This is a genomic window from Atlantibacter sp. (assembly GCF_032062175.1).
GTDB lineage: Bacteria > Pseudomonadota > Gammaproteobacteria > Enterobacterales > Enterobacteriaceae > Atlantibacter.
On record NZ_DAMBQK010000003.1, the window covers coordinates 60,718 to 79,843 of the forward strand.

At 53.3% G+C, this 19,126-nt stretch carries 17 protein-coding genes; 7 read left to right on the top strand and 10 right to left on the bottom strand.

The window, feature by feature from the left end; all coding sequences use genetic code 11:
• The first annotated feature begins 50 nt into the window (after positions 1 to 50).
• From nikA to fdhF, 6 genes are all read left to right on the top strand, one after another.
• Positions 51 to 1,571, top strand: coding sequence for a nickel ABC transporter substrate-binding protein (gene nikA / locus RT120_RS04250; protein WP_312980378.1), 1,521 nt, complete (start codon positions 51 to 53; stop codon positions 1,569 to 1,571).
• Entirely contained in the window at positions 1,571 to 2,515 is a 945-nt protein-coding gene (nikB, locus tag RT120_RS04255; RefSeq protein ID WP_312979846.1) for a nickel ABC transporter permease subunit NikB, read from the top strand. Before nikA ends, nikB begins: the two co-directional genes overlap by 1 nt.
• On the top strand, positions 2,512 to 3,345 hold the full coding sequence (gene nikC, locus RT120_RS04260; protein WP_312979849.1) for a nickel ABC transporter permease subunit NikC: 834 nt from the start codon (positions 2,512 to 2,514) through the stop codon (positions 3,343 to 3,345). Before nikB ends, nikC begins: the two co-directional genes overlap by 4 nt.
• Positions 3,342 to 4,106 carry a nickel import ATP-binding protein NikD gene (gene nikD / locus RT120_RS04265; RefSeq protein ID WP_312980381.1) on the top strand — a complete coding sequence of 255 codons (765 nt, stop codon included), beginning with the start codon at positions 3,342 to 3,344 and terminating at the stop codon, positions 4,104 to 4,106. The genes nikC and nikD overlap by 4 nt, the downstream gene beginning before the upstream one ends.
• Positions 4,103 to 4,963, top strand: a complete 861-nt coding sequence (nikE, locus tag RT120_RS04270) for a nickel import ATP-binding protein NikE (protein ID WP_312979851.1) — start codon at positions 4,103 to 4,105, stop codon at positions 4,961 to 4,963. Before nikD ends, nikE begins: the two co-directional genes overlap by 4 nt.
• A gap of 312 nt (positions 4,964 to 5,275) precedes the next feature.
• Complete coding sequence (gene fdhF, locus RT120_RS04275; protein WP_312979853.1) at positions 5,276 to 7,423, top strand: formate dehydrogenase subunit alpha; 2,148 nt, start codon at positions 5,276 to 5,278, stop codon at positions 7,421 to 7,423.
• Between the two features lie 69 nt (positions 7,424 to 7,492).
• Here the strand turns inward: fdhF and RT120_RS04280 are convergent, their stop codons facing one another.
• The 10 genes from RT120_RS04280 to gatZ all read right to left on the bottom strand — a co-directional run bounded on the left by RT120_RS04280 (position 7,493) and on the right by gatZ (position 18,199).
• Positions 7,493 to 8,290, bottom strand: a complete 798-nt coding sequence (locus RT120_RS04280; RefSeq protein WP_312979855.1) for a DeoR/GlpR family DNA-binding transcription regulator — start codon at positions 8,288 to 8,290, stop codon at positions 7,493 to 7,495.
• Positions 8,291 to 8,314: 24 nt separating this feature from the next.
• On the bottom strand, positions 8,315 to 9,802 hold the full coding sequence (gene xylB, locus RT120_RS04285) for a xylulokinase (protein WP_312979857.1): 1,488 nt from the start codon (positions 9,800 to 9,802) through the stop codon (positions 8,315 to 8,317).
• A 36-nt stretch (positions 9,803 to 9,838) separates the two neighbouring features.
• Positions 9,839 to 10,858 (bottom strand): aldo/keto reductase, encoded by a 1,020-nt coding sequence (locus tag RT120_RS04290; RefSeq protein WP_312979860.1) that lies wholly within the window; start codon positions 10,856 to 10,858, stop codon positions 9,839 to 9,841.
• Positions 10,859 to 10,934: 76 nt separating this feature from the next.
• Positions 10,935 to 11,891, bottom strand: coding sequence for an ABC transporter substrate-binding protein (locus RT120_RS04295; RefSeq protein ID WP_312979862.1), 957 nt, complete (start codon positions 11,889 to 11,891; stop codon positions 10,935 to 10,937).
• A gap of 41 nt (positions 11,892 to 11,932) precedes the next feature.
• A complete protein-coding gene (locus tag RT120_RS04300) occupies positions 11,933 to 12,982 on the bottom strand; it encodes an ABC transporter permease (RefSeq protein WP_312979864.1) in 1,050 nt (349 codons plus the stop codon).
• On the bottom strand, positions 12,983 to 14,506 hold the full coding sequence (locus tag RT120_RS04305) for a sugar ABC transporter ATP-binding protein (RefSeq protein WP_312979866.1): 1,524 nt from the start codon (positions 14,504 to 14,506) through the stop codon (positions 12,983 to 12,985).
• A 31-nt stretch (positions 14,507 to 14,537) separates the two neighbouring features.
• The gene (gene fucU / locus RT120_RS04310; RefSeq protein ID WP_312979869.1) at positions 14,538 to 14,963 is read right to left on the bottom strand and encodes an L-fucose mutarotase; all 426 of its coding nucleotides are present in this window, start codon (positions 14,961 to 14,963) and stop codon (positions 14,538 to 14,540) included.
• Between the two features lie 37 nt (positions 14,964 to 15,000).
• On the bottom strand, positions 15,001 to 15,870 hold the full coding sequence (gatY, locus tag RT120_RS04315) for a tagatose-bisphosphate aldolase subunit GatY (protein WP_312979871.1): 870 nt from the start codon (positions 15,868 to 15,870) through the stop codon (positions 15,001 to 15,003).
• Positions 15,871 to 15,873: 3 nt separating this feature from the next.
• Positions 15,874 to 16,914: a zinc-binding dehydrogenase gene (locus tag RT120_RS04320; protein ID WP_312980383.1), complete on the bottom strand. Its 1,041-nt coding sequence runs from the start codon at positions 16,912 to 16,914 to the stop codon at positions 15,874 to 15,876.
• A 19-nt stretch (positions 16,915 to 16,933) separates the two neighbouring features.
• Positions 16,934 to 18,199, bottom strand: a complete 1,266-nt coding sequence (gene gatZ / locus RT120_RS04325; RefSeq protein ID WP_312979874.1) for a tagatose-bisphosphate aldolase subunit GatZ — start codon at positions 18,197 to 18,199, stop codon at positions 16,934 to 16,936.
• A 346-nt stretch (positions 18,200 to 18,545) separates the two neighbouring features.
• Here gatZ and RT120_RS04330 point away from each other — a divergent pair, with 346 nt between their 5' ends.
• Positions 18,546 to 19,115, top strand: a complete 570-nt coding sequence (locus RT120_RS04330) for a hypothetical protein (protein ID WP_312979877.1) — start codon at positions 18,546 to 18,548, stop codon at positions 19,113 to 19,115.
• Positions 19,116 to 19,126: the final 11 nt, after the last annotated feature.

The window sequence follows — 19,126 nt, forward strand, 5'->3', positions numbered from 1 at the left end:
TGTTCACTTTACGGCGCTGTTTAACGGTATTGCTGGCGTGTGTTTCATTGATGGCTGGCGCGGCAACACCGCATGAAATCACCACCGCCTGGCCGGTCAACGTGGGGCCGTTAAATCCCCATTTGTATACGCCCAATCAAATGTTCGCCCAGAGCATGGTGTATGAACCGTTAGTGAAATATCAGGCTGACGGCAGCATTGCGCCGTGGCTGGCCACCGCATGGACCCATTCCGCCGACGGCAAACAGTGGATCTTTACCCTGCGCGATAACGTGACCTTTTCTAACGGTGAGCCGTTTAACGCCCGGGCCGCAGAAGCCAACTTCCGCGCGGTGCTGGATAATCGCCCGCGCCACGCCTGGCTGGAGCTGGCGAACCAGATAACCGGCGTGAAAGCGCTGGATGAACATCGCCTGCAAATCAATTTAAAAGACGCCTATTACCCGTTCCTGCAAGAGCTGGCATTGCCGCGCCCGTTCCGCTTTATCGCCCCGTCGCAGTTTAAAAACGGCGGAACCAAAGACGGTATTAACGCGCCGATTGGCACCGGGCCGTGGGTCTTAAAAGAAACCAAACTCAATCAGCACGATGTGTTTGTGCGTAACGACCATTACTGGGGCGAGAAACCGGCGGTTGATAAGGTCACCATTAACGTGATTGCCGACCCCACCAGCCGCGCGGTGGCGTTTGAAACCGGCGAAATCGACCTGATGTATGGCGACGAAGGGCTGCTACCGCTGGATACCTTTGAGCGGTTCAGCCATAACCCGCAGTGGAAAACTCAGCTTTCCGCCCCGGTAGAAACCGTGATGCTGGCGCTCAATTCCGCCAAATCCCCCACCCGCGAACAGGCGGTGCGGGAAGCGTTAAATTACGCGGTGGATAAAAAGACGCTGATCGACAGCGTGCTGTACGGCACCCAGCAGGTGGCGGATACCCTGTTCGCCCCGGGCGTACCCTACGCCAATATCGGGCTGACGCCGCGCCACTACGATCCGCAAAAGGCCAGGACGCTGCTGGAAAACGCAGGCTGGATGCTGCCTGCGGGCCAGCACATCCGCGAAAAAGCGGGCCAGCCGCTGCATCTGGAATTGGCGTTTATCGGCACCGACGCGCTGAATAAATCGATGGCGGAAGTGATTCAGGCCAACCTGCGCCAGGTGGGCGTTGACGTAAAACTGGTGGGCGAAGAAGAGAGCAGCATTGATGCCCGCCAGCGCGATGGCCGCTTCGATATGATTTTCAACCGTACCTGGGGCGCGCCGTTCGATCCCCACGCCTTTATGAGTTCGATGCGCGTGCCGTCCCACGCGGATTATCAGGCCCAGCTCGGCCTGCCGGACAAAGCGCAGATCGACGCAGAAATCGGCCAGCTTCTCACCGGCACCGATGAAACCCAGCGCAAAGCGCTGTACCGCGATGTACTAACCCGCCTGCATCAAAGCGCGGTCTACCTGCCGCTGAGCTACGTTTCCCTGATGACCGTGTCCCAGCCGCAGTGGGATGTGCTGCCCTTCGCACCGATGTCGTCGGATATTCCGTTTGAACAGATCAAACCGGTAACGCCCTGATGCTACGTTATATTTTGTGGCGCATCGCGCTGCTGGTCCCGATGCTGCTGGCCGCGTCGCTGATTATTTTCCTGCTGCTGCGCCTCGGCAGCGGCGACCCGGCAATGGATTACCTGAGGCTCTCTAACCTGCCGCCGACGCCGGAGCTGGTCGCCTCAACCCACGCGATGCTTGGGCTCGATCGGCCCCTGCCGGTGCAGTACGTCCACTGGCTGTGGAACGCGCTGCATCTTGATTTCGGCGTATCGTTCGCCACCCAGCGCCCGGTGCTGGACGATTTACTGCACTTTTTCCCGGCGACCTTCCAACTGGCGGGTTTTGCGCTGATGTTGATCCTGGCGACCTCGGTGCCGCTTGGCATCTGGGCGGCGCGCTACCGCGACCGGCTGCCGGATTACCTCGTGCGGCTGATTGCCTTTCTGGGCGTGTCGATGCCCAACTTCTGGCTCGCCTTTTTGCTGGTGATGCTCTTTTCCGTGCATCTGCAATGGCTGCCCGCGCTGGGTTACGGCGGCTGGCAGCACATCATTTTACCGGCGGTGTCTATCGCCTTTATGTCGCTGGCGATCAATGCGCGCCTGTTGCGCGCCAGCATGCTGGATGCGGCAGGCCAGCGCCATGTGACCTGGGCGAAACTGCGCGGGCTCAGCGACCGGCAAACCGAGCGGCGGCACGTGCTGCGCAACGCCACGCTGCCGATGGTGACGGCGGTCGGCATGCATATCGGCGAGCTGATCGGCGGCACCATGATTATCGAAAATATCTTTGCCTGGCCGGGCGTCGGGCGTTATGCGGTATCGGCAATTTTTAACCGCGACTATCCGGTGATCCAGTGTTTTACCCTGCTGATGGTCGGCGTGTTTGTTGTCTGCAATCTCGGCGTCGACCTGCTGAATGCCGCGCTTGATCCGCGTATTCGCCGCCATGAAGGAGCGCACTCGTGAATTTTCTTCGTACTGCGCGTTGGCCGGTGCGCCTGGCGCTGCTGTCTCTGGCGCTGCTGATGATTATCGCCCTGACCAGCCAGTGGTGGCTGCCGTTCGATCCGCTGGCGATTAACCTGCCAGAGCGGCTACTGCCGCCGGACGGCACCCACTGGCTGGGCACCGACCATTTGGGGCGCGATATTTTCTCTCGTCTGCTGGCGGCGACGCGGGTGTCGCTGGGCTCAGTGCTGGCCTGTTTGCTGCTGGTGTTAACGTTGGGCCTGGTGGTCGGCGGCAGCGCCGGGCTGATGGGCGGCCGTGCCGACCAGCTACTGATGCGCACCACCGACATGTTTATGACCTTCCCCACCTCGATACTGTCGTTTTTTATGGTGGGCGTGCTGGGCACCGGGCTGGTGAACGTGATCCTCGCCATCGCCCTGTCCCACTGGGCCTGGTACGCGCGGATGGTGCGCAGCATTGTGATTTCGCTGCGCCATCGGGAGTTCGTGCTGGCGGCGCGGATGAGCGGCGCAAACCGCTGGTATCTGTTTTTCGATCATCTCGCCGGTGCGGTGATGCCCTCGCTGCTGGTGCTGGCGACGCTGGATATCGGCCATATGATGCTGCACGTGGCGGGGATGTCGTTCCTCGGGCTGGGCGTCAGCGCCCCAACGCCGGAATGGGGCGTGATGATCAACGACGCGCGCCAGTACATCTGGACCCAGCCGATGCAGATGTTCTGGCCAGGGCTGGCGCTGTTTATCAGCGTGATGACCTTTAACCTGTTGGGCGACGCGCTGCGCGACAATCTGGACCCCCATCTTGCTATGGAGCATAGCCACTGATGTCACAGCTTGAATTACATAACATCACGCTGTCGGCGGACCGCCCGCTGGTGCAGGGCGTGTCGCTGAACCTGCATTCCGGGCGCGTGCTGGCGCTGGTCGGCGGCAGCGGCAGCGGGAAATCCCTGACCTGTGCCGCCGCGCTGGGCGTGCTGCCCGCCGGAGTGCGGCAAACTGCCGGAGAACTGGCGCTGAATGGCCACACCGTGACGCCGCAATCACTGCGCGGCAGGCAGGTGGCGACCATTATGCAGAACCCGCGCAGCGCCTTTAATCCGCTGTTTACCATGGCGACTCACGCTAAAGAGACCTGTCGGGCGCTGGGCAAAGCGCTGGATGACGCCATGCTTATCGCCACGCTGAAATCTGTCGGCCTCGATGAAGCCGAACGCGTGCTGGCGCTGTATCCGTTTGAGATGAGCGGCGGGATGCTACAACGCATGATGATTGCGCTGGCTGTGCTCAGCGATGCACCGTTTATCATCGCCGATGAACCCACCACCGATCTCGACGCGCTGGCCCAGGCGCGCATTCTGGAACTGCTGGAGAAGCAGATGCACCAGCGCGCCCCCGGGATGCTGCTGGTCACTCACGATATGGGGGTGGTGGCGCGGCTGGCTGACGACGTGGCGGTCATGGAAAACGGCAAAATTGTCGAACGGGGCGATGTGCATACGCTGTTCCACGCGCCACAGCATCCGGTGACCCGTAATCTGGTATCGGCGCATCTGGCGCTGTATGGCATGGAGTTAGCGCAATGACGCTGTTATCCGTTTCGAACGTTTCACACCGCTACGGGCGGATGGGGTTAACCGGCGCGCATTATCACCCGGTGCTAAACAACATTTCACTGGCGGTTAACGAAGGTGAAAGCGTGGCGCTGCTCGGCAGCAGCGGCTGCGGGAAAAGCACCCTGGCAAGGCTGTTAATGGGCCTGGAATCCCCGGCTCTGGGCGACATTTGCTGGCGCGGTAAATCCCTGGCGGCGCTGAAAGGGGACGAAATGCGCGCCTTTCGCCGGGATATCCAGATGGTGTTTCAGGACGCCATCAGCGCCGCTAACCCGCGCCGCACGGTGCGCGAGATTATCCGCGAACCACTGCGCCATTTGTTGAAACTCGCTACGGCGCAGCAAAATGAACGTATTGCGCGGGTAATGGCGGCGACCGAACTTGATGCCGGTTTACTGGATAAACGCCCGCCGCAACTGAGCGGCGGCCAGTTGCAGCGGGTGTGCCTCGCCAGAGCAATGATTGTGGAACCAAAGCTGTTGATTCTGGATGAGGCGGTATCGAATCTGGATTTGGTGCTTCAGGCAAACATCATTCAGCTACTGAAAAATTTACAGCAGCAGTACCACACCGCGTGTCTGTTTATCACCCATGATTTGCGTCTGGTGGAGCGGTTTTGCCAGCGGGTTATGGTAATGGAAGGCGGAGAAATCGTCGAAACGCTGGCGGTGACGTCGCCGGTCGCCTTTGCCAGCGCGCCAGGCCTGGCGCTACAGCGCGCTGTACTGCCTGCGTTCCCGACGCGCCGGGAACCGCGCGGGCCGGGGCTGACGCTGGTTAGCGATAATCCTTTGCCAGCATTGAAACCCCATTTGGTCAGTGCGTAACGACGCTGCTTTCGCCCCACTCCCCGCCGGGAGGTTTTAACCTCCCTTCATACCGCTCTACATCAAAGCGTCCCCTCTGGCGTCAGGGTTAGGATGCGGAGTCAGGCCGTCTGTCGATGCGGGTCAAAGTGATAATAATGACATGACACTTTTGTCGAACCCCGCTCGCCATCCGGCCACCTTTTTTATTTCTCTATCTATATCAATGAATTAAATAAACCATGCTACTGGCATGGAATATGCATTGAAAAGTCGTTGAGAAGGTAAAGACGTTTTGCGTTTTGCAAGAACACGATTAACTGGAGAGCCAGGATGAAAAAAGTCGTCACGGTTTGCCCATATTGCGCGTCGGGGTGCAAGATCAACCTCGTCGTCGATAATGGCAAAGTCGTTAAGGCGGAACCGGCGCAGGGTAAGACCAATCAGGGGGATTTATGCCTGAAAGGCTATTACGGGTGGGATTTTATCAACGATACCCAAATCCTGACGCCACGCCTTAAATCGCCTATGATCCGTCGCCAACGCGGCGGGAAGCTGGAAGCCGTTTCCTGGGATGAGGCACTGAATTATGTCGCCGATAAGCTCAGCACTATCAAAGCTAAATATGGCCCCGATGCCATTATGACCACCGGTTCCTCACGGGGGACCGGCAACGAAACCAACTACATCATGCAAAAATTCGCGCGCGCCGTTATTGGAACCAATAACGTCGACTGCTGCGCGCGTGTCTGACACGGCCCATCGGTTGCAGGTCTGCACCAGTCGGTCGGTAATGGCGCGATGAGTAACTCCATCGTCGGCATCGAAGATGCTGATTTAGTGTTTGTGTTTGGCTACAACCCCGCTGATTCCCACCCGATCGTCGCTAACCGCGTGATCCGGGCGAAGCAAAAAGGGGCGAAAATTATTGTCTGCGATCCGCGTAAAATCGAAACCGCGCGCATTGCCGATATGCACCTGGCGTTGAAAAACGGCTCGAACATTGCGCTGTTGAACGCCATGGGCCATGTGATTATCGAAGAAGACCTGTATGACCACGCATTCGTCGCGGCGCGTACCGAAGGCTTCGAAGAGTATCGCAAAATTGTCGAAGGCTATACGCCGGAGTCCGTGGAAGAGATCACCGGCGTGAAGGCCAGTGAGATCCGCCAGGCCGCACGGATGTACGCCAAATCTGATCGTGCCACCATCCTGTGGGGCATGGGCGTGACCCAGTTCTATCAGGGCGTGGAAACGGTGCGTTCGTTGACCAGCCTGGCGCTGCTGACCGGCAACCTCGGCAAGCCGAGCGTTGGCGTCAACCCGGTGCGTGGGCAAAACAACGTCCAGGGTGCCTGCGATATGGGCGCGCTGCCGGATACCTATCCGGGTTATCAGTACGTGAAATTCCCGGAACACCGTGAGAAATTCGCCAGAGCCTGGGGCGTGGCCGAACTGCCAGCGCATACCGGTTATCGCATCAGCGAATTGCCGCACCGCGTTGAGCATGGCGAAGTGCGCGCAGCGTACATCATGGGCGAAGATCCGCTGCAAACTGATGCCGAGCTGTCTGCGGTGCGCAAAGCCTTTGAAGGGCTGGAGCTGGTGATCGTTCAGGATATCTTCATGACCAAAACCGCCGCGCAAGCGGATGTGATTTTGCCGTCCACCTCATGGGGGGAACATGAAGGGGTGTATACCGCCGCCGACCGCGGATTCCAGCGCTTCTTTAAAGCGGTGGAACCGAAGTGGGACCTAAAAACCGACTGGCAGATCATCAGTGAAATCGCCACCCGTATGGGCTATGCGATGCACTACAACAACACCAAAGAGATTTGGGATGAACTGCGCGGATTGTGCCCGGAATTCTACGGCGCAACCTACGAGAAAATGGGCGAACTGGGTTATATCCAGTGGCCGTGCCGCGATGTGTCTGAGGCCGACCAGGGGACGGACTACCTGTTCGAGGAGAAATTCTCCACACCAAACGGCCTGGGACAATTCTTCACCTGCGACTGGGCACCGCCGCTCGATCGCGTAGATGAGGAGTACCCGATGGTGCTGTCGACGGTGCGCGAGGTGGGCCACTACTCCTGCCGCTCCATGACCGGCAACTGTGCCGCGCTGGCCGCGCTGGCGGATGAACCGGGCTATGCGCAAATTAACACTGCCGATGCTGCCCGCCTGGGCATTCAGGATGAAGCGCTGGTGTGGGTCAATTCACGCAAGGGCAAAGTCATAACCCGTGCCCAGGTGAGCGATCGCCCGAACAAAGGCGCGGTGTATATGACGTACCAGTGGTGGATTGGTGCCTGTAATGAGCTGGTGACGGAAAACCTCAGCCCGATTACTAAAACGCCGGAATACAAATACTGCGCAGTGCGCGTTGAGCCGATCGCCGATCAGAATGCGGCGGAGCAGTATGTGATTAATGAGTACAACAAGCTGAAACGCCATTTGCGGGAAACCGCAATGGGCTAAGTTTTACGCTGATGATAAAAAGCCGGTGAGTCACCGGCTTTTTTATGGGTGGCGTATAACACCACGGCATTAAACAATAATCACATCAATATTTCTGTTTTCCAGCAGCATAACCGTTTCGCGGCTAATACCGTCATCGGTAATTAACACGTCAATATCGCTAATCGGCAATACCGGATTAAAGCCAATGCGGCCAAATTTTGTCGAGTCGAGTACCGCCACCACTTTTTTTGCTGCCCGCGCCATCACTTTACTGATGGCATAACCTTCGTTAAACGTGGTGATGCCTTTATCGATATCAATTCCGTCTGCGCCAATAAACAAATAATCCGCCACGATGCCCTTTAATACCGATTCAGCATGCATGCCGTGAAAAGAGCGGGTTTTATGGCGGAACGTTCCCCCGCAAAGCACCAGCGTGATGTGCTGATTAATCGACAACACTTCGGCGGCAGGCAGATTATTGGTGACGACAATGAGATCCGACGCATCCGCTAACTGCTGGGCGATTTTTAACGTAGTGCTGCCGCTGTCGATAATTACGCTATTACCGGTTGAAACCAGGCGCGCCGCTGCGTTGGCGATGCGGGTTTTGGCATCGGCGGAAAGCATGGCGCGGTCTTCCAGCGTAATTTCGTTATGGCTATCGGTATTGCCATTGGGCTTTCCCGTCAGCGCCCAGTTATTTATTTGATTAGTCGCCCCGCCGTGAAAGCGAATAAGCAGCCCCTGAGTTTCCAGCTCGCGTAAATCATTGCGGATAGTTACTTCAGAAATACCAAACTTATTCGCCAGATGCGCTACCTGGACGCTGCCCTTTTCCGTCAGCGCGGCCAGGATTTGATTCCTTCGTTCCACCAGATGCATAGTTTTCGCGTCCTCGCGGGGTTTTTATTGAGGCATATTTTCATGATAGCGAGCATAAATGGACTGATAAATTTCCCGCTGCTGCGGACGCGGCAGTATAACGTCGCGCCCGACGTCGCACAGTGATGCGGGTAATACGTCGTGAAGTGGAATAAATTCGTGCGAATTATTGAGATTTGCGTGACACCATTGCGCCTGCAATGCCGCGCCTAACGCGCCGGCGTCGCTCACCGTCGGGCGTATCACCGCAATACCGCTGATATCGGCAATCAACTGGCACCAGGCCCGGCTATTCGCTCCGCCGCCAATCACCCGTAGCTGGTCGAAGTGTAATCCGCTTTGCTGGAAAATCTCGATGCCTTTACACAGCTTAAAGGTCACGCCTTCCACCACACTGCGTAACAAATTGGCTTTATTAAAATTGCGGCTGGTAATGCCGGTAACGCTGGCGGTAGCATCAGGGCGATTCGGCAAACGCGCGCCATTCAGCCACGGGTAGCACGTCAGCCCCTCTGCTCCCGGCTCGCTGTTATCCAGATAACGTTCAAACTCCGTCAGCGGAATATCCATCACCTCGCGAAAGGCATTGATGGCGTTGGTGACATTCATGGTACTGACTAACGGCAGCCAGCCACCGGAGGAAGAACAGAACGCATTGATATCCGGGTGCGGCTGGGTGTCGATTTGCTGCGCGGCATGGGTAAACAAGGTGCCCGACGTGCCCAGGCTCATGGTCAGGATGCCCGGTTCGATATTGCCGGTGCCGATGGCGGACATCATATTGTCGCCGCCGCCGCTGGAAACCGGAATGCCTTCCGGCAGGCCCAACTGCGTGGCGCTGGAGGCACAAAGATAACCGGCGGGCTGATGCGCCTCAATCAGCGGCGGCAGTTTGGGCATCAGTTGCGGATCGATGGCATCCACCACCGCGTGACACCAGCGGCGGTTAAAGGTATCGAACCAGCCGGTGCCTGACGCGTCGCCGTATTCCGCACAGTACTGGCCGGTCAGCCAGTAGTTAACATATTCATGAGGAAGAAAGAGTTTTGCGATGCGCTGATACGCTTCAGGCTCATGCTCTTTCACCCACAGTAATTTGGCGAGCGTAAACGCCACGGGAATGTGGATGCCGGTGAAATGAGACACCGGCGCCCCCATTGCGGCGTTAAACCGCGTTAAAAATGCATTGAGTTCCGGCACCGTTTCGGTATCACACCATAACTTTGCCGGGCGGATGAGCGCATCCTGTTCGTCCAGCAGCACTAAACCATGTTGCTGGCCGGATACGCCAATCGCCGCAATGTGCTCAGGCGCAATCTCCGCTTTCGCGATGACCGCCTGAATGCCTTTTTTTATCGCATCCCGCCAGGCGGCGGGATGCTGTTCTTTTTGCCCTGGGCGGTCGCTGATGAGTTCGCAGGTGTGATAACTGGATGCCACCACCCGTTCTTTTTCAGCATCCCACAGTAAAACCTTGGTGCCCTGCGTGCCACAATCGATGCCCAGATACATAGTTAATTCCCCGGTGAAGAGTCAGTTTTGCACTGGTTATTTGACGATAACGCCGTCAAGATCCCACAGGTCTTCCCAGCCTTTGGCGTGTTCCCACAGGAATACCTGGCCCTTAATCAGACGGTTATTACGATCGATGCCGGCAATGGCCGCCATCTCTTCATCGGTTAACGGATCTTCGGTAATGCAGGTAATGTTGCCGTAGATCTGATCTTTGTGAACCGAGAACGGGATTGGAATATGCCCACGCTGCACCGCCCATTTGATGCAGACGATCGCCGGGTGCACGCCAAGACGGTTAGCAATCTCAACAATAACCGGATCCTCAATATCGCAGGTATCGTCTTCGGTGCGGTCGCGATCGGGACGCATCGGCGAACCAATCGGGCAGAAACCGATCGGTTGGATCTCATTAGCGACCAGGAAGTCATACAGTTCCTGCTGCTGGAAATGCGGGTGTATTTCCATTTCGTTGGCCACCGGGCGGATCTTGCAATCGCGCAGCAGCAGCTCCATTTTTGGAATGGTCATGTTGGAAGTGCCGATGCTTCTGACCAGCCCCATTTCGACCAGTTGCTCCATCTGCGCCCAGGTTTTCATAAAGCGCTCGTGGGAATACGGGGTGGCGTCCGGGCTACGGGAATCTACGGTGCAGCCAGGCGCATGATAGTTAGAGAACGGCCAGTGCACTAAATACAGGTCGAGATAGTCGAGCTTAAGATCTTCCAGCGACTTCTTGCATGACGCAATGACGTCGTCGTGCTGGTCGTTCCAGACTTTGGAGTCGATAAACAATTCAGAGCGGCTGACGCCGGTTTGCATGATCCTGGCAAACACCTCACCAATCATACTTTCATTGCCGTAGACCGACGCACAGTCAAAAAAACGGAAACCGGCTTCGGCGGCGTGAAACACGCCATCGGCAACTTGCTCTGCGGTGAAGCGGTCGGAACCAAAGGTCCCCATGCCAATACCGGGGATCTTATAGCCATTCGCTAACGTTTTATACGGAATGGCATCCTGCGAGGGTGCGACTAAGTTTGATAATTTGCTCATTTCTCACGGCTCTATGAAGAAGTTATCGCTATTCCCTTTCATCGGGCTGCCGAAGCAACCCGATAAGTGGGGTTAATTAATACAGAACAGCCTGTGCTTCAGGGGAATCGATATTGTTTTTATCGATATACACCACACCGGTATCGATAAGTTTGTCGACTTTCTGCTGGTTCAGAATATGGTCGATCGTCTCAACGCCTTTTTTACCCATTTGATAAGAGGATTGAACGATAATACCGTTCAGGGTTCCGTCACGGACAAAATGCTGAAGCGCGGCGTTACCGTCAAAACCCACTGCCACAACTTTGCCGCTGTAGCCCAGTTGTTTAATGGCGCGTGCCATACCGACAGCGGTCGGCTCATTCGCACCGAACAGCGCGGTAATATCTTTATTCGAAGAGAGCGCATCGATGGTCTGGTTCAGCGCCGTCGCCATATCCGCCTGCGAATAGAATGGGCCAATCATATTTAATTTTGAATCAGCCTTAATCACGTCGGTAAAGCCGCCGACACGTTCAATGGCGCTGCCCGCGCCTGGCGTAAATGACATTACGCTGACTTTGCCTTCCTGGCCGTTGGCTTCAATTAATTTCTTTGCAGCCAGCGCGCCCGCTTTACGGTTATCGGTAGACAAGAAGGACTGATAATATTTCGCGCCCTTTTCGCCGAGTGAAGAGTCAATCAGCACGACCGGGATGCCGTTTTCCCAGGCTTTTTTCACCGCCGGGATTAACGCATCGGGATCGGACGGCGCAAGAACAATACCGGATACGCCACGGTTAATGGCGTTATCCACCATATTCACCTGTTCGGCGACCTGGGTTTCTGCTTCCGGGCCCTGGAAGGTCACTTTGTATTTATCTTTAAATTCGCTTCCCGCGTCCGTAGCGCCTTTATTCACGTTTTGCCAAAAGTTAGAGTTAGCCGTTTTAACGATAACCGCAATCTCGTTTGATTTGGCGAAAGCAGCCGATGTGCTCATCGAAATTGCCGCAGCCAAACCCAGCATTGCAAATGTTGCTAATTTCTTCATGAACGTGTTCCTTATTATGTGTAGGGGTACAACAGTTAATGTCATTTCACCGAAGGATTAACCTGTGGCTTTTTATTACTGACTTTTTGCTTTACGGATTTTTTTGTAGCCGGACGCTGACGGATTTGGTCATAGGCTACCGCCAACAGGATCACGCTGCCGATAATGATTTGCTGAACAAAGAACGATACGCCGTTCATATTCAGGCCATTACGCAACACGCCGATAATAAAGGAGCCGATTAAGGTGCCCGGAATGGTGCCGACGCCGCCCATTAATGAGGTGCCGCCCACAACCGCACTGGCAATTGCATCCAGTTCATACATCATCCCGCCGTTCGGCTGCGCGGTGACCAGGCGAGAGGCGATAACCACCCCGCACAGCCCGGCAAAGGTGCCGCTGATGATGTAAGCCACTAATTTGACCTGATTGGTTTTAATCCCGGATAAACGCGCCGCTTCTTCATTAGAGCCGATAGCGTACAAATAACGGCCCATGCGCATTCTGGTTAATGCGAAGGTAAACAGCACCGCCGCGACAATCATTAAAATCACCGGGTAAGGAATACCAGGGAAAATCACCTGCGGTAGACCATTGTCCCCTTCCTCAACGATGCGGAACAACGAGCCGTTACCTAAATCGCCGAATGAATCGGGCATACCAGAGACCGGGGCGGCATCGGTCACATACAGCGCCAGGCCACGCAGGATCATCATAGTGCCGAGGGTGGCGATAAACGGCGGCAGACGGAACGTCGTGACCAGAATGCCGTTGACCAGGCCGCACGCACTGCCGGTGAGTACGCCGAGCAGCAGCCCCAGGCTAACCGGCATCCCGGCGTTCACCGCTAAACCCGCCGCCACGCCCGAGAGCGCCACAATAGAACCGATACTCAGGTCAATACCGCCGGTCAATATCACGCAGGTTACCCCAATGCCGATAAAGGCAATGGTCGAGGTCTGCAGGCCAACCGTCATAATGTTATTGACGGAGAAGAAGCTGTCGCTGGTGAAGGAAAAGATAATAATCAGTAGCAGTAAACCGCCCAACGCAGTCAACTTCTGCAATAAAAGTTTTCTTTTATCGTTCATTTAAGCTAACTCCTGTTCGGTGACGTACATATTCTTCACTCCTGTCGCGTACTGCATGATCTCCTCCTGGCTGGTTTCTTTGGTTTTTAATACCGCCGTCATCTGGCCTTCTTTCATGATTACTACGCGATCGGTCATTCCTAATATTTCCGGCAGTTCCGATGAGATCATAATCACGCCGATCCCCTGGTCCGCCAGTTCATCCAGTAATTCATAAATGGCATATTTCGCGCCGACGTCGATCCCCCGGGTTGGCTCATCAAAAATCATGATCCTGGCGTCACGGAATAACCATTTGGCAATAACCACTTTCTGCTGGTTGCCGCCGCTGAGGTTTTTAACTATCTGCTCAATGTGCGGTGTTTTAATGCTTAATTTTTTTATGTAGAGATCGCATGCCACTTTTTCTTTGATGCCGGATATCACGCCCCACTTACTGCACACTTTATCCAACGCCGCCATCATGACATTGCTTTTTACCGACATGTCCACCGCCAGACCATTTAATTTACGGTCTTCGGATAAATACGCGATGCCGGCTTTAATGGCGTCATTCGGGTTCGTGATGGTAATTTCTTTATCAAAAGAAATAATTTGCCCATCGTCCAGCGTTTCTGCGCCAAATATTGCTCGCGCCAGTTCGGTTCGTTTTGCACCAACCAAACCGGTAATACCGAGAATTTCCCCTTTCATTAAATCAAAGTCGATACCTTCAAATACGCCAAAACGGCTGGCATTTTGAATCGACAATATCACTTTGTCTTCCGCCTGGGATTTGCGCGTCGGGAAATGGTTATCCAGCGAACGCCCAACCATTTTGGTGATAATCTCGTCCATGGTAATGTCGGCAAAAACATGGTCGGAAATATAAGTACCATCACGGAAAATAGTAATATGATCGCAGATGCGCTTTAATTCTTCCATGCGGTGAGAAATATAAACAATACATACATCGCGGCTTTTTAATTTCTCAATCAACTGGAAAAGCTTATCAATTTCTTTTTTAGTTAACGCCGAAGTGGGTTCATCCATAATCAACACTTCGACATCAAAAGAGAGCGCTTTGGCGATTTCCACCATCTGCTGTTTCGCTACCGACAATGTATTGACGATATCTTTCGGCGAAACATCGATATCGAACATTTCCAGCAATTTAGCGGATTTTTCTTCCATTAAGGCAAAGTCAACCAGCCCGTTTTTTAACGGCTCGCGCGCCAGGAAAATATTTTCCGCCACGCTGAGATGGGGAACTAAGTTAAGTTCCTGGAAGATCATACTGATTCCGCTTTTCTGCGCTTCCAGCACAGAATCAAACGCAATTTCGTTATCTTTATAGTAAATAGTCCCTTCATCTGCGGTATGTACGCCAATCAACACTTTCATTAATGTTGATTTACCCGCACCATTTTCACCCATTAAGGCGTGAACTTCCCCTTTACGCAGCTGGAAATTCACATTTTTAAGTGCGTGAACACCGGCAAATGATTTGGATATATTTCTCATTTGCAATATGGCTTGCTTCATGAAAAACTCCAGAAAAAAGAGAATAAGAGACTTAACATTCCACCGGCGTAACGCCTTTCTTCAGAAGAATGTTTCCATATTTCCGTGTTGAAGACGTGATCACCACGCAACTGGCTTTTTTCGCTCTATCATAAAAGGCAAAGCGGTCGATAAAGGTAATTTCCTGCTTTTCCGGCAACACCAATTTATAATCATCAATTAACCCTGGCGGTAATTCATCACCCGCACTTGCGGACATCATTACGACAGCATCAGTAACATAACTGTCCAGTTCAAAAAGCGGCATCATTGCCTTAAGTAATTGTTCCACCTGATTACCATCAGCACGAATAACATTTTCATTCACCGAATGGGCCGGGAAATGCGCATCGCTCAAAACAATTTCGTCGCCATGACCCATGCAATATAGCGTATATAGCAATTCAGGAGAGAGACGGGGATCAATATTTTTAAGCATGATTGCTCCAGTATTAATAAAAATCGTAAATATGTTTTTATTCGAAAGAGTAAATACGCCCGGCGCTGCCGCAGGTCATAATTTTATGGCGTACCACATCGGCCATTGCCGCTTTCGCCAACTGGTTATATTCTCGCGGATCGGTTGAACCCGGTTTTTCAAGGAAAAAGGATTTTAAAGTTTCAGCGAAGGCTAATTTAAGATCGGTTGCCACATTGACCTTACTTACCCCAAATTCAATACATTTTTTGATATCGCTATCGGGAATACCGGATGCACCATGTAATACCAGCGGAATATCCACCAGTTTGGCAATTTTCTGGAGCCGTTCAAAATCCAGTTTTGGTGTGGACTTATAAAGCCCGTGCGCGGAACCAATCGCCACTGCCAGCGAGTCAATATTCGTTTGCTCAACCAGCAAGCGTGCATCTTCCGGGTTGGTATAAGGATCGGCCACGTCGTCGATAATCAAATCATCTTCCTGACCGACGAGCTGGCCAATTTCTGCTTCCACGCTGCAACCGTAGTAATGACATAACTCGGTGACTTTGCGCGTAATGGCGATATTTTCTTTCAGCGGCATGGCGCTGCCGTCGATCATCGCCGAGCGAATACCGGCGCGGATTTTGCCATGAATATCGTCAAAATCATGATGATGATCGAGATGCACAACTACCTGCTGATTATTCTCCGCCGCCATAGATTCAACGATGGCGATAATTTGCTGTACGCCCGCATAGCTGTAGGTGCCCGGCGTCCCGGCAAGAATAACCGGTGATTCCAGCTCTTTGGCAATGGTTAATACCACCTGAATAGTTTCCAGGTTATGAATATTAAACGCCGGTACGGCATAGCCAAATTTACGTGCATGATTAAGCAAATAACTGCTGTTAATAATATGATTCATCGGTTACTCCCAGTGCAGTAAAATTTTGCCGTTTGCCGGGCCGCCCTGTAATGCCATCACCTGCTCGATATACTCATTTTCGTTAACGATGCAGTTGATAAGCGGGTCGATTTGAATTTGCCCATTACGGAACATGTCAATGGTTAAACGCCATTCGTCTCCGGGGAACGGAGCGGAATAATTCATCCAACTGCCGAATACCAATAATTCTTTGCGTAAAATTTGTTCATACTCGGTATAGGTCATCGACAGGTCTTTATGCAGCGTACCGATTAATGCCACCTGCGCCCGTGGTCCGGCAATTTTCAACGCCAGCTTAAAGGTCTGCGGCGTACCGGCGGTTTCCAGGATCAGCTGATCGAAATTTATGTCAGCCAGGAAGGCGGCTTTCTCCAGCGCATTCTCTTCCGCCACGTTGATGACGTGATCCGCGCCGAGCTGCTTCGCCAGATCTAAGCGCTCGTTATTAATGTCCACTGCCGTGACGGATTTTGCACCCAGCGCTTTGGCGCTCTGCATCGCCAGCAAACCGATGGTGCCGACACCCAGCACGATCACATTTTTATCCTGGCAACCGCCCGCCATTAATATCGGATGCACACCCACGGTAACGGGTTCGAAAAATGCGCCCTGCAACGGCGTCACGCCTTCTGGCAATAAAAAACAGCTGCTCTCCGGCATGGTGACGTATTGCGCATTGCCGCCCGGCAGGCGAGAGCCGACAAACGAATACCCTTTGCCTAATGAGTAAAACCCGCGCTGGCATTCCGGCGCTGAAAAATTGGGGATCAGCGGTACGCAACACACGTTGTCGCCCTCTTTTACCGAGCTGACCTTACTGCCCGTGGCCACAACACGTGCGGAAAATTCGTGGCCTAAGCGCACCGGATAAAAATGCGCGCCGTGGTGGAAAATACGCGGAATATCGGAACCGCACAGCCCGGAATAGATCACTTTGACCAGCACATCATATTCGCCGTATTCGGGAATATCGGTTTCACGTATTTCCAGTTGGTTATTTTCCGGGATAACAATTTCTTTCATGGTCGTCATGATGATGTCCTTATTCCGGGTCACAACCATAGGCATACAGGCGCAGGACATCCTGAATACGGAACAGCACCAGATTTTTCGGCGTCAGCGGGATTTGCTTTGCGTTAATACGCTGGAACTGCTCCGGGAAATACTGGCTAATGACACCCAGCGGCAGTGTGGCGTTTTCCAGGTTAGCGAACATCTTATTCACGGCTTTATTGATGGTCGGATGCGGCCAGTAGTAACGCAGACGGTCAGACAGGCTGAAGTGCAGGTCAATCATCGCTTTCGAATGCAGGGTGCTGTAGTAATTTTTCCAGTAGCCCGGCTCATCCTGCATGACATTGTCGATCACCGAGACCAGCTCGCTGCGTTCGCCGGGTGCCACCAGGGTGTTTTCAATCATCGCCAGGGCGAACATAGCCTCACGCAAAGCGAACGTTAACGCCGGGCCGACTTTCAAAATCGCAAAGTGATCGCGTACCAGCGCTTTGTAAGCCTCGGCGGTCTGGTAATCGGTTGAGTGGGCTTCATAGACCAGGCTGGTGCTTTCGATCGCTTTCGTTAAATCACGCGCCAGTTCAGGCTGGTAATGAACAATGGAGGAGTGGTCAAACTCTACGCCCGGTTGAACCACAATGGCGATGATACGTTCAATCGCATCATGCAAATCCAGTTTGGCGAAAGCATCATAATGGGTCTGGATGGTTTCCATCGCTGCTTGCGGTGTGGTGATATGCACCGACTGGATCGCCTCTTTTTCACCGCCCGGGACCGGCACTTCGGTACCAACCACATAGGTGATGTGCTGTTTTTGCTCGTCAGTCGCCACGCGCTCCGCCACCTGGCACAGACGCGCCGCGCGCTGGGCTACCGTGACCGGCAATAACGGAACCGGGTCATCCGCGCAGGACATGGAGGTATCAATATGAATTTTGGTAAAACCGGCACGGACGTACTGCTCGATCAACACTTCCGATTTCAGTAACGCGCTTTCTGCATCTTCGCCTTGCCAGCAGTTGGGGCCGAGATGGTCGCCGCCGAGGATCAGCCGCGCGTGCGGGAAACCCACTTTATCGGCAATGGCCAGCACAAAATCGCGGAACTGCTCCGGTTTCATACCGGTATAGCCACCAAACTGATTCACCTGATTTGAAGTCGCTTCAATCAGTACTTTGCGCTCGCTATTCAGGTCGAAAAGCAGCGCCGCTTCAATCACCAGAGGATGGGCAGAACAGACTGAACAGATACCAACAGGTAACCCTGATTTGTGTTTATGTATGATATCTTTCATTTGATTTCCTTTATGTTGCTAATTTGAAATTGAATGACTCACTGGTTTCTATCATTACCGTTTTACTTTCTTTTGTTTGCGATAGGCATCACAAAAACGGTCAAAGCGAAAAAAGAAAACGAAAGTGAAACGTTTCACCCCAGCCTGGGTTTCGATTCATTTCGGTTAAAGCGCAGCAGAAGCGTAAGTCAGGAGTGAAAGAGGCGTTGGCAGGTTTTTACGAGAAGGAGTCCAGCATTGAAAAATACAAGCCGCAGCGGTTGGGATTTGCGCTAAGGGTTATTAACCTACAGGCCTCATAGAAATACGTTGGGTCAGGCTAAATAGCCAACCAGGGATGCCCCGAATGGATGAAGTTTCAATTACAGAAATCCATCAACTCTGTATCAGTATGGCTAATCAGGTTATTCAGCGTCTTGGCTGGAAAAACCTGTCCGTAACACCTCTGCATAATAAACAAAAGCAGCAACTTGCCGCTGGAATAGCAAACAGTGTTCTTAACTGGAAATGGGCGATGGAGAGATACAGAAGTAATTTTGTCGATAGCATTCTTGGTTTATCCGTTAAAGTTAACCATCATGCGGACCAGGACACACTACATGCGGTAATTCTTTGCAAATATGATAGCCGCCGCCTGCTATTTTCTCTTTGTATGCTGGAGAATTTTGTTCAGCGCCAGGAGCCAGCGTTGTCAGGCAAGATTCTTAAAATTGCGCTGATTTACTCAACGTTTTTTTGCGAAATTATCGGGCTGGAAGAGATGTACATTCAGGACCCGACTACAGAAGTCCGGCCACGCTATACGGCTTATAGCTTCGCACAGGTATGGCATGACCACGATAAAATTTCTGCTGACGTGGCTGATGTCCTTCAATGCCTCAGAGTCAAATTAGCACACACAGCACTGATTGTTTAATGTACAGCCCG

Excerpts from the sequence above, each read along its gene's own strand:
- nikA (WP_312980378.1), top strand. The coding sequence starts at position 51 with ATGGCTGGCGCGGCAACACCGCATGAAATCACCACCGCCTGGCCGGTC.
- nikB (WP_312979846.1), top strand. The coding sequence starts at position 1,571 with ATGCTACGTTATATTTTGTGGCGCATCGCGCTGCTGGTCCCGATGCTG.
- nikE (WP_312979851.1), top strand. The coding sequence starts at position 4,103 with ATGACGCTGTTATCCGTTTCGAACGTTTCACACCGCTACGGGCGGATG.
- RT120_RS04280 (WP_312979855.1), bottom strand. The coding sequence starts at position 8,290 with ATGCATCTGGTGGAACGAAGGAATCAAATCCTGGCCGCGCTGACGGAA.
- xylB (WP_312979857.1), bottom strand. The coding sequence starts at position 9,802 with ATGTATCTGGGCATCGATTGTGGCACGCAGGGCACCAAGGTTTTACTG.
- RT120_RS04290 (WP_312979860.1), bottom strand. The coding sequence starts at position 10,858 with ATGAGCAAATTATCAAACTTAGTCGCACCCTCGCAGGATGCCATTCCG.
- RT120_RS04295 (WP_312979862.1), bottom strand. The coding sequence starts at position 11,891 with ATGAAGAAATTAGCAACATTTGCAATGCTGGGTTTGGCTGCGGCAATT.
- RT120_RS04300 (WP_312979864.1), bottom strand. The coding sequence starts at position 12,982 with ATGAACGATAAAAGAAAACTTTTATTGCAGAAGTTGACTGCGTTGGGC.
- RT120_RS04305 (WP_312979866.1), bottom strand. The coding sequence starts at position 14,506 with ATGAAGCAAGCCATATTGCAAATGAGAAATATATCCAAATCATTTGCC.
- fucU (WP_312979869.1), bottom strand. The coding sequence starts at position 14,963 with ATGCTTAAAAATATTGATCCCCGTCTCTCTCCTGAATTGCTATATACG.
- gatY (WP_312979871.1), bottom strand. The coding sequence starts at position 15,870 with ATGAATCATATTATTAACAGCAGTTATTTGCTTAATCATGCACGTAAA.
- RT120_RS04320 (WP_312980383.1), bottom strand. The coding sequence starts at position 16,914 with ATGAAAGAAATTGTTATCCCGGAAAATAACCAACTGGAAATACGTGAA.
- gatZ (WP_312979874.1), bottom strand. The coding sequence starts at position 18,199 with ATGAAAGATATCATACATAAACACAAATCAGGGTTACCTGTTGGTATC.
- RT120_RS04330 (WP_312979877.1), top strand. The coding sequence starts at position 18,546 with ATGGATGAAGTTTCAATTACAGAAATCCATCAACTCTGTATCAGTATG.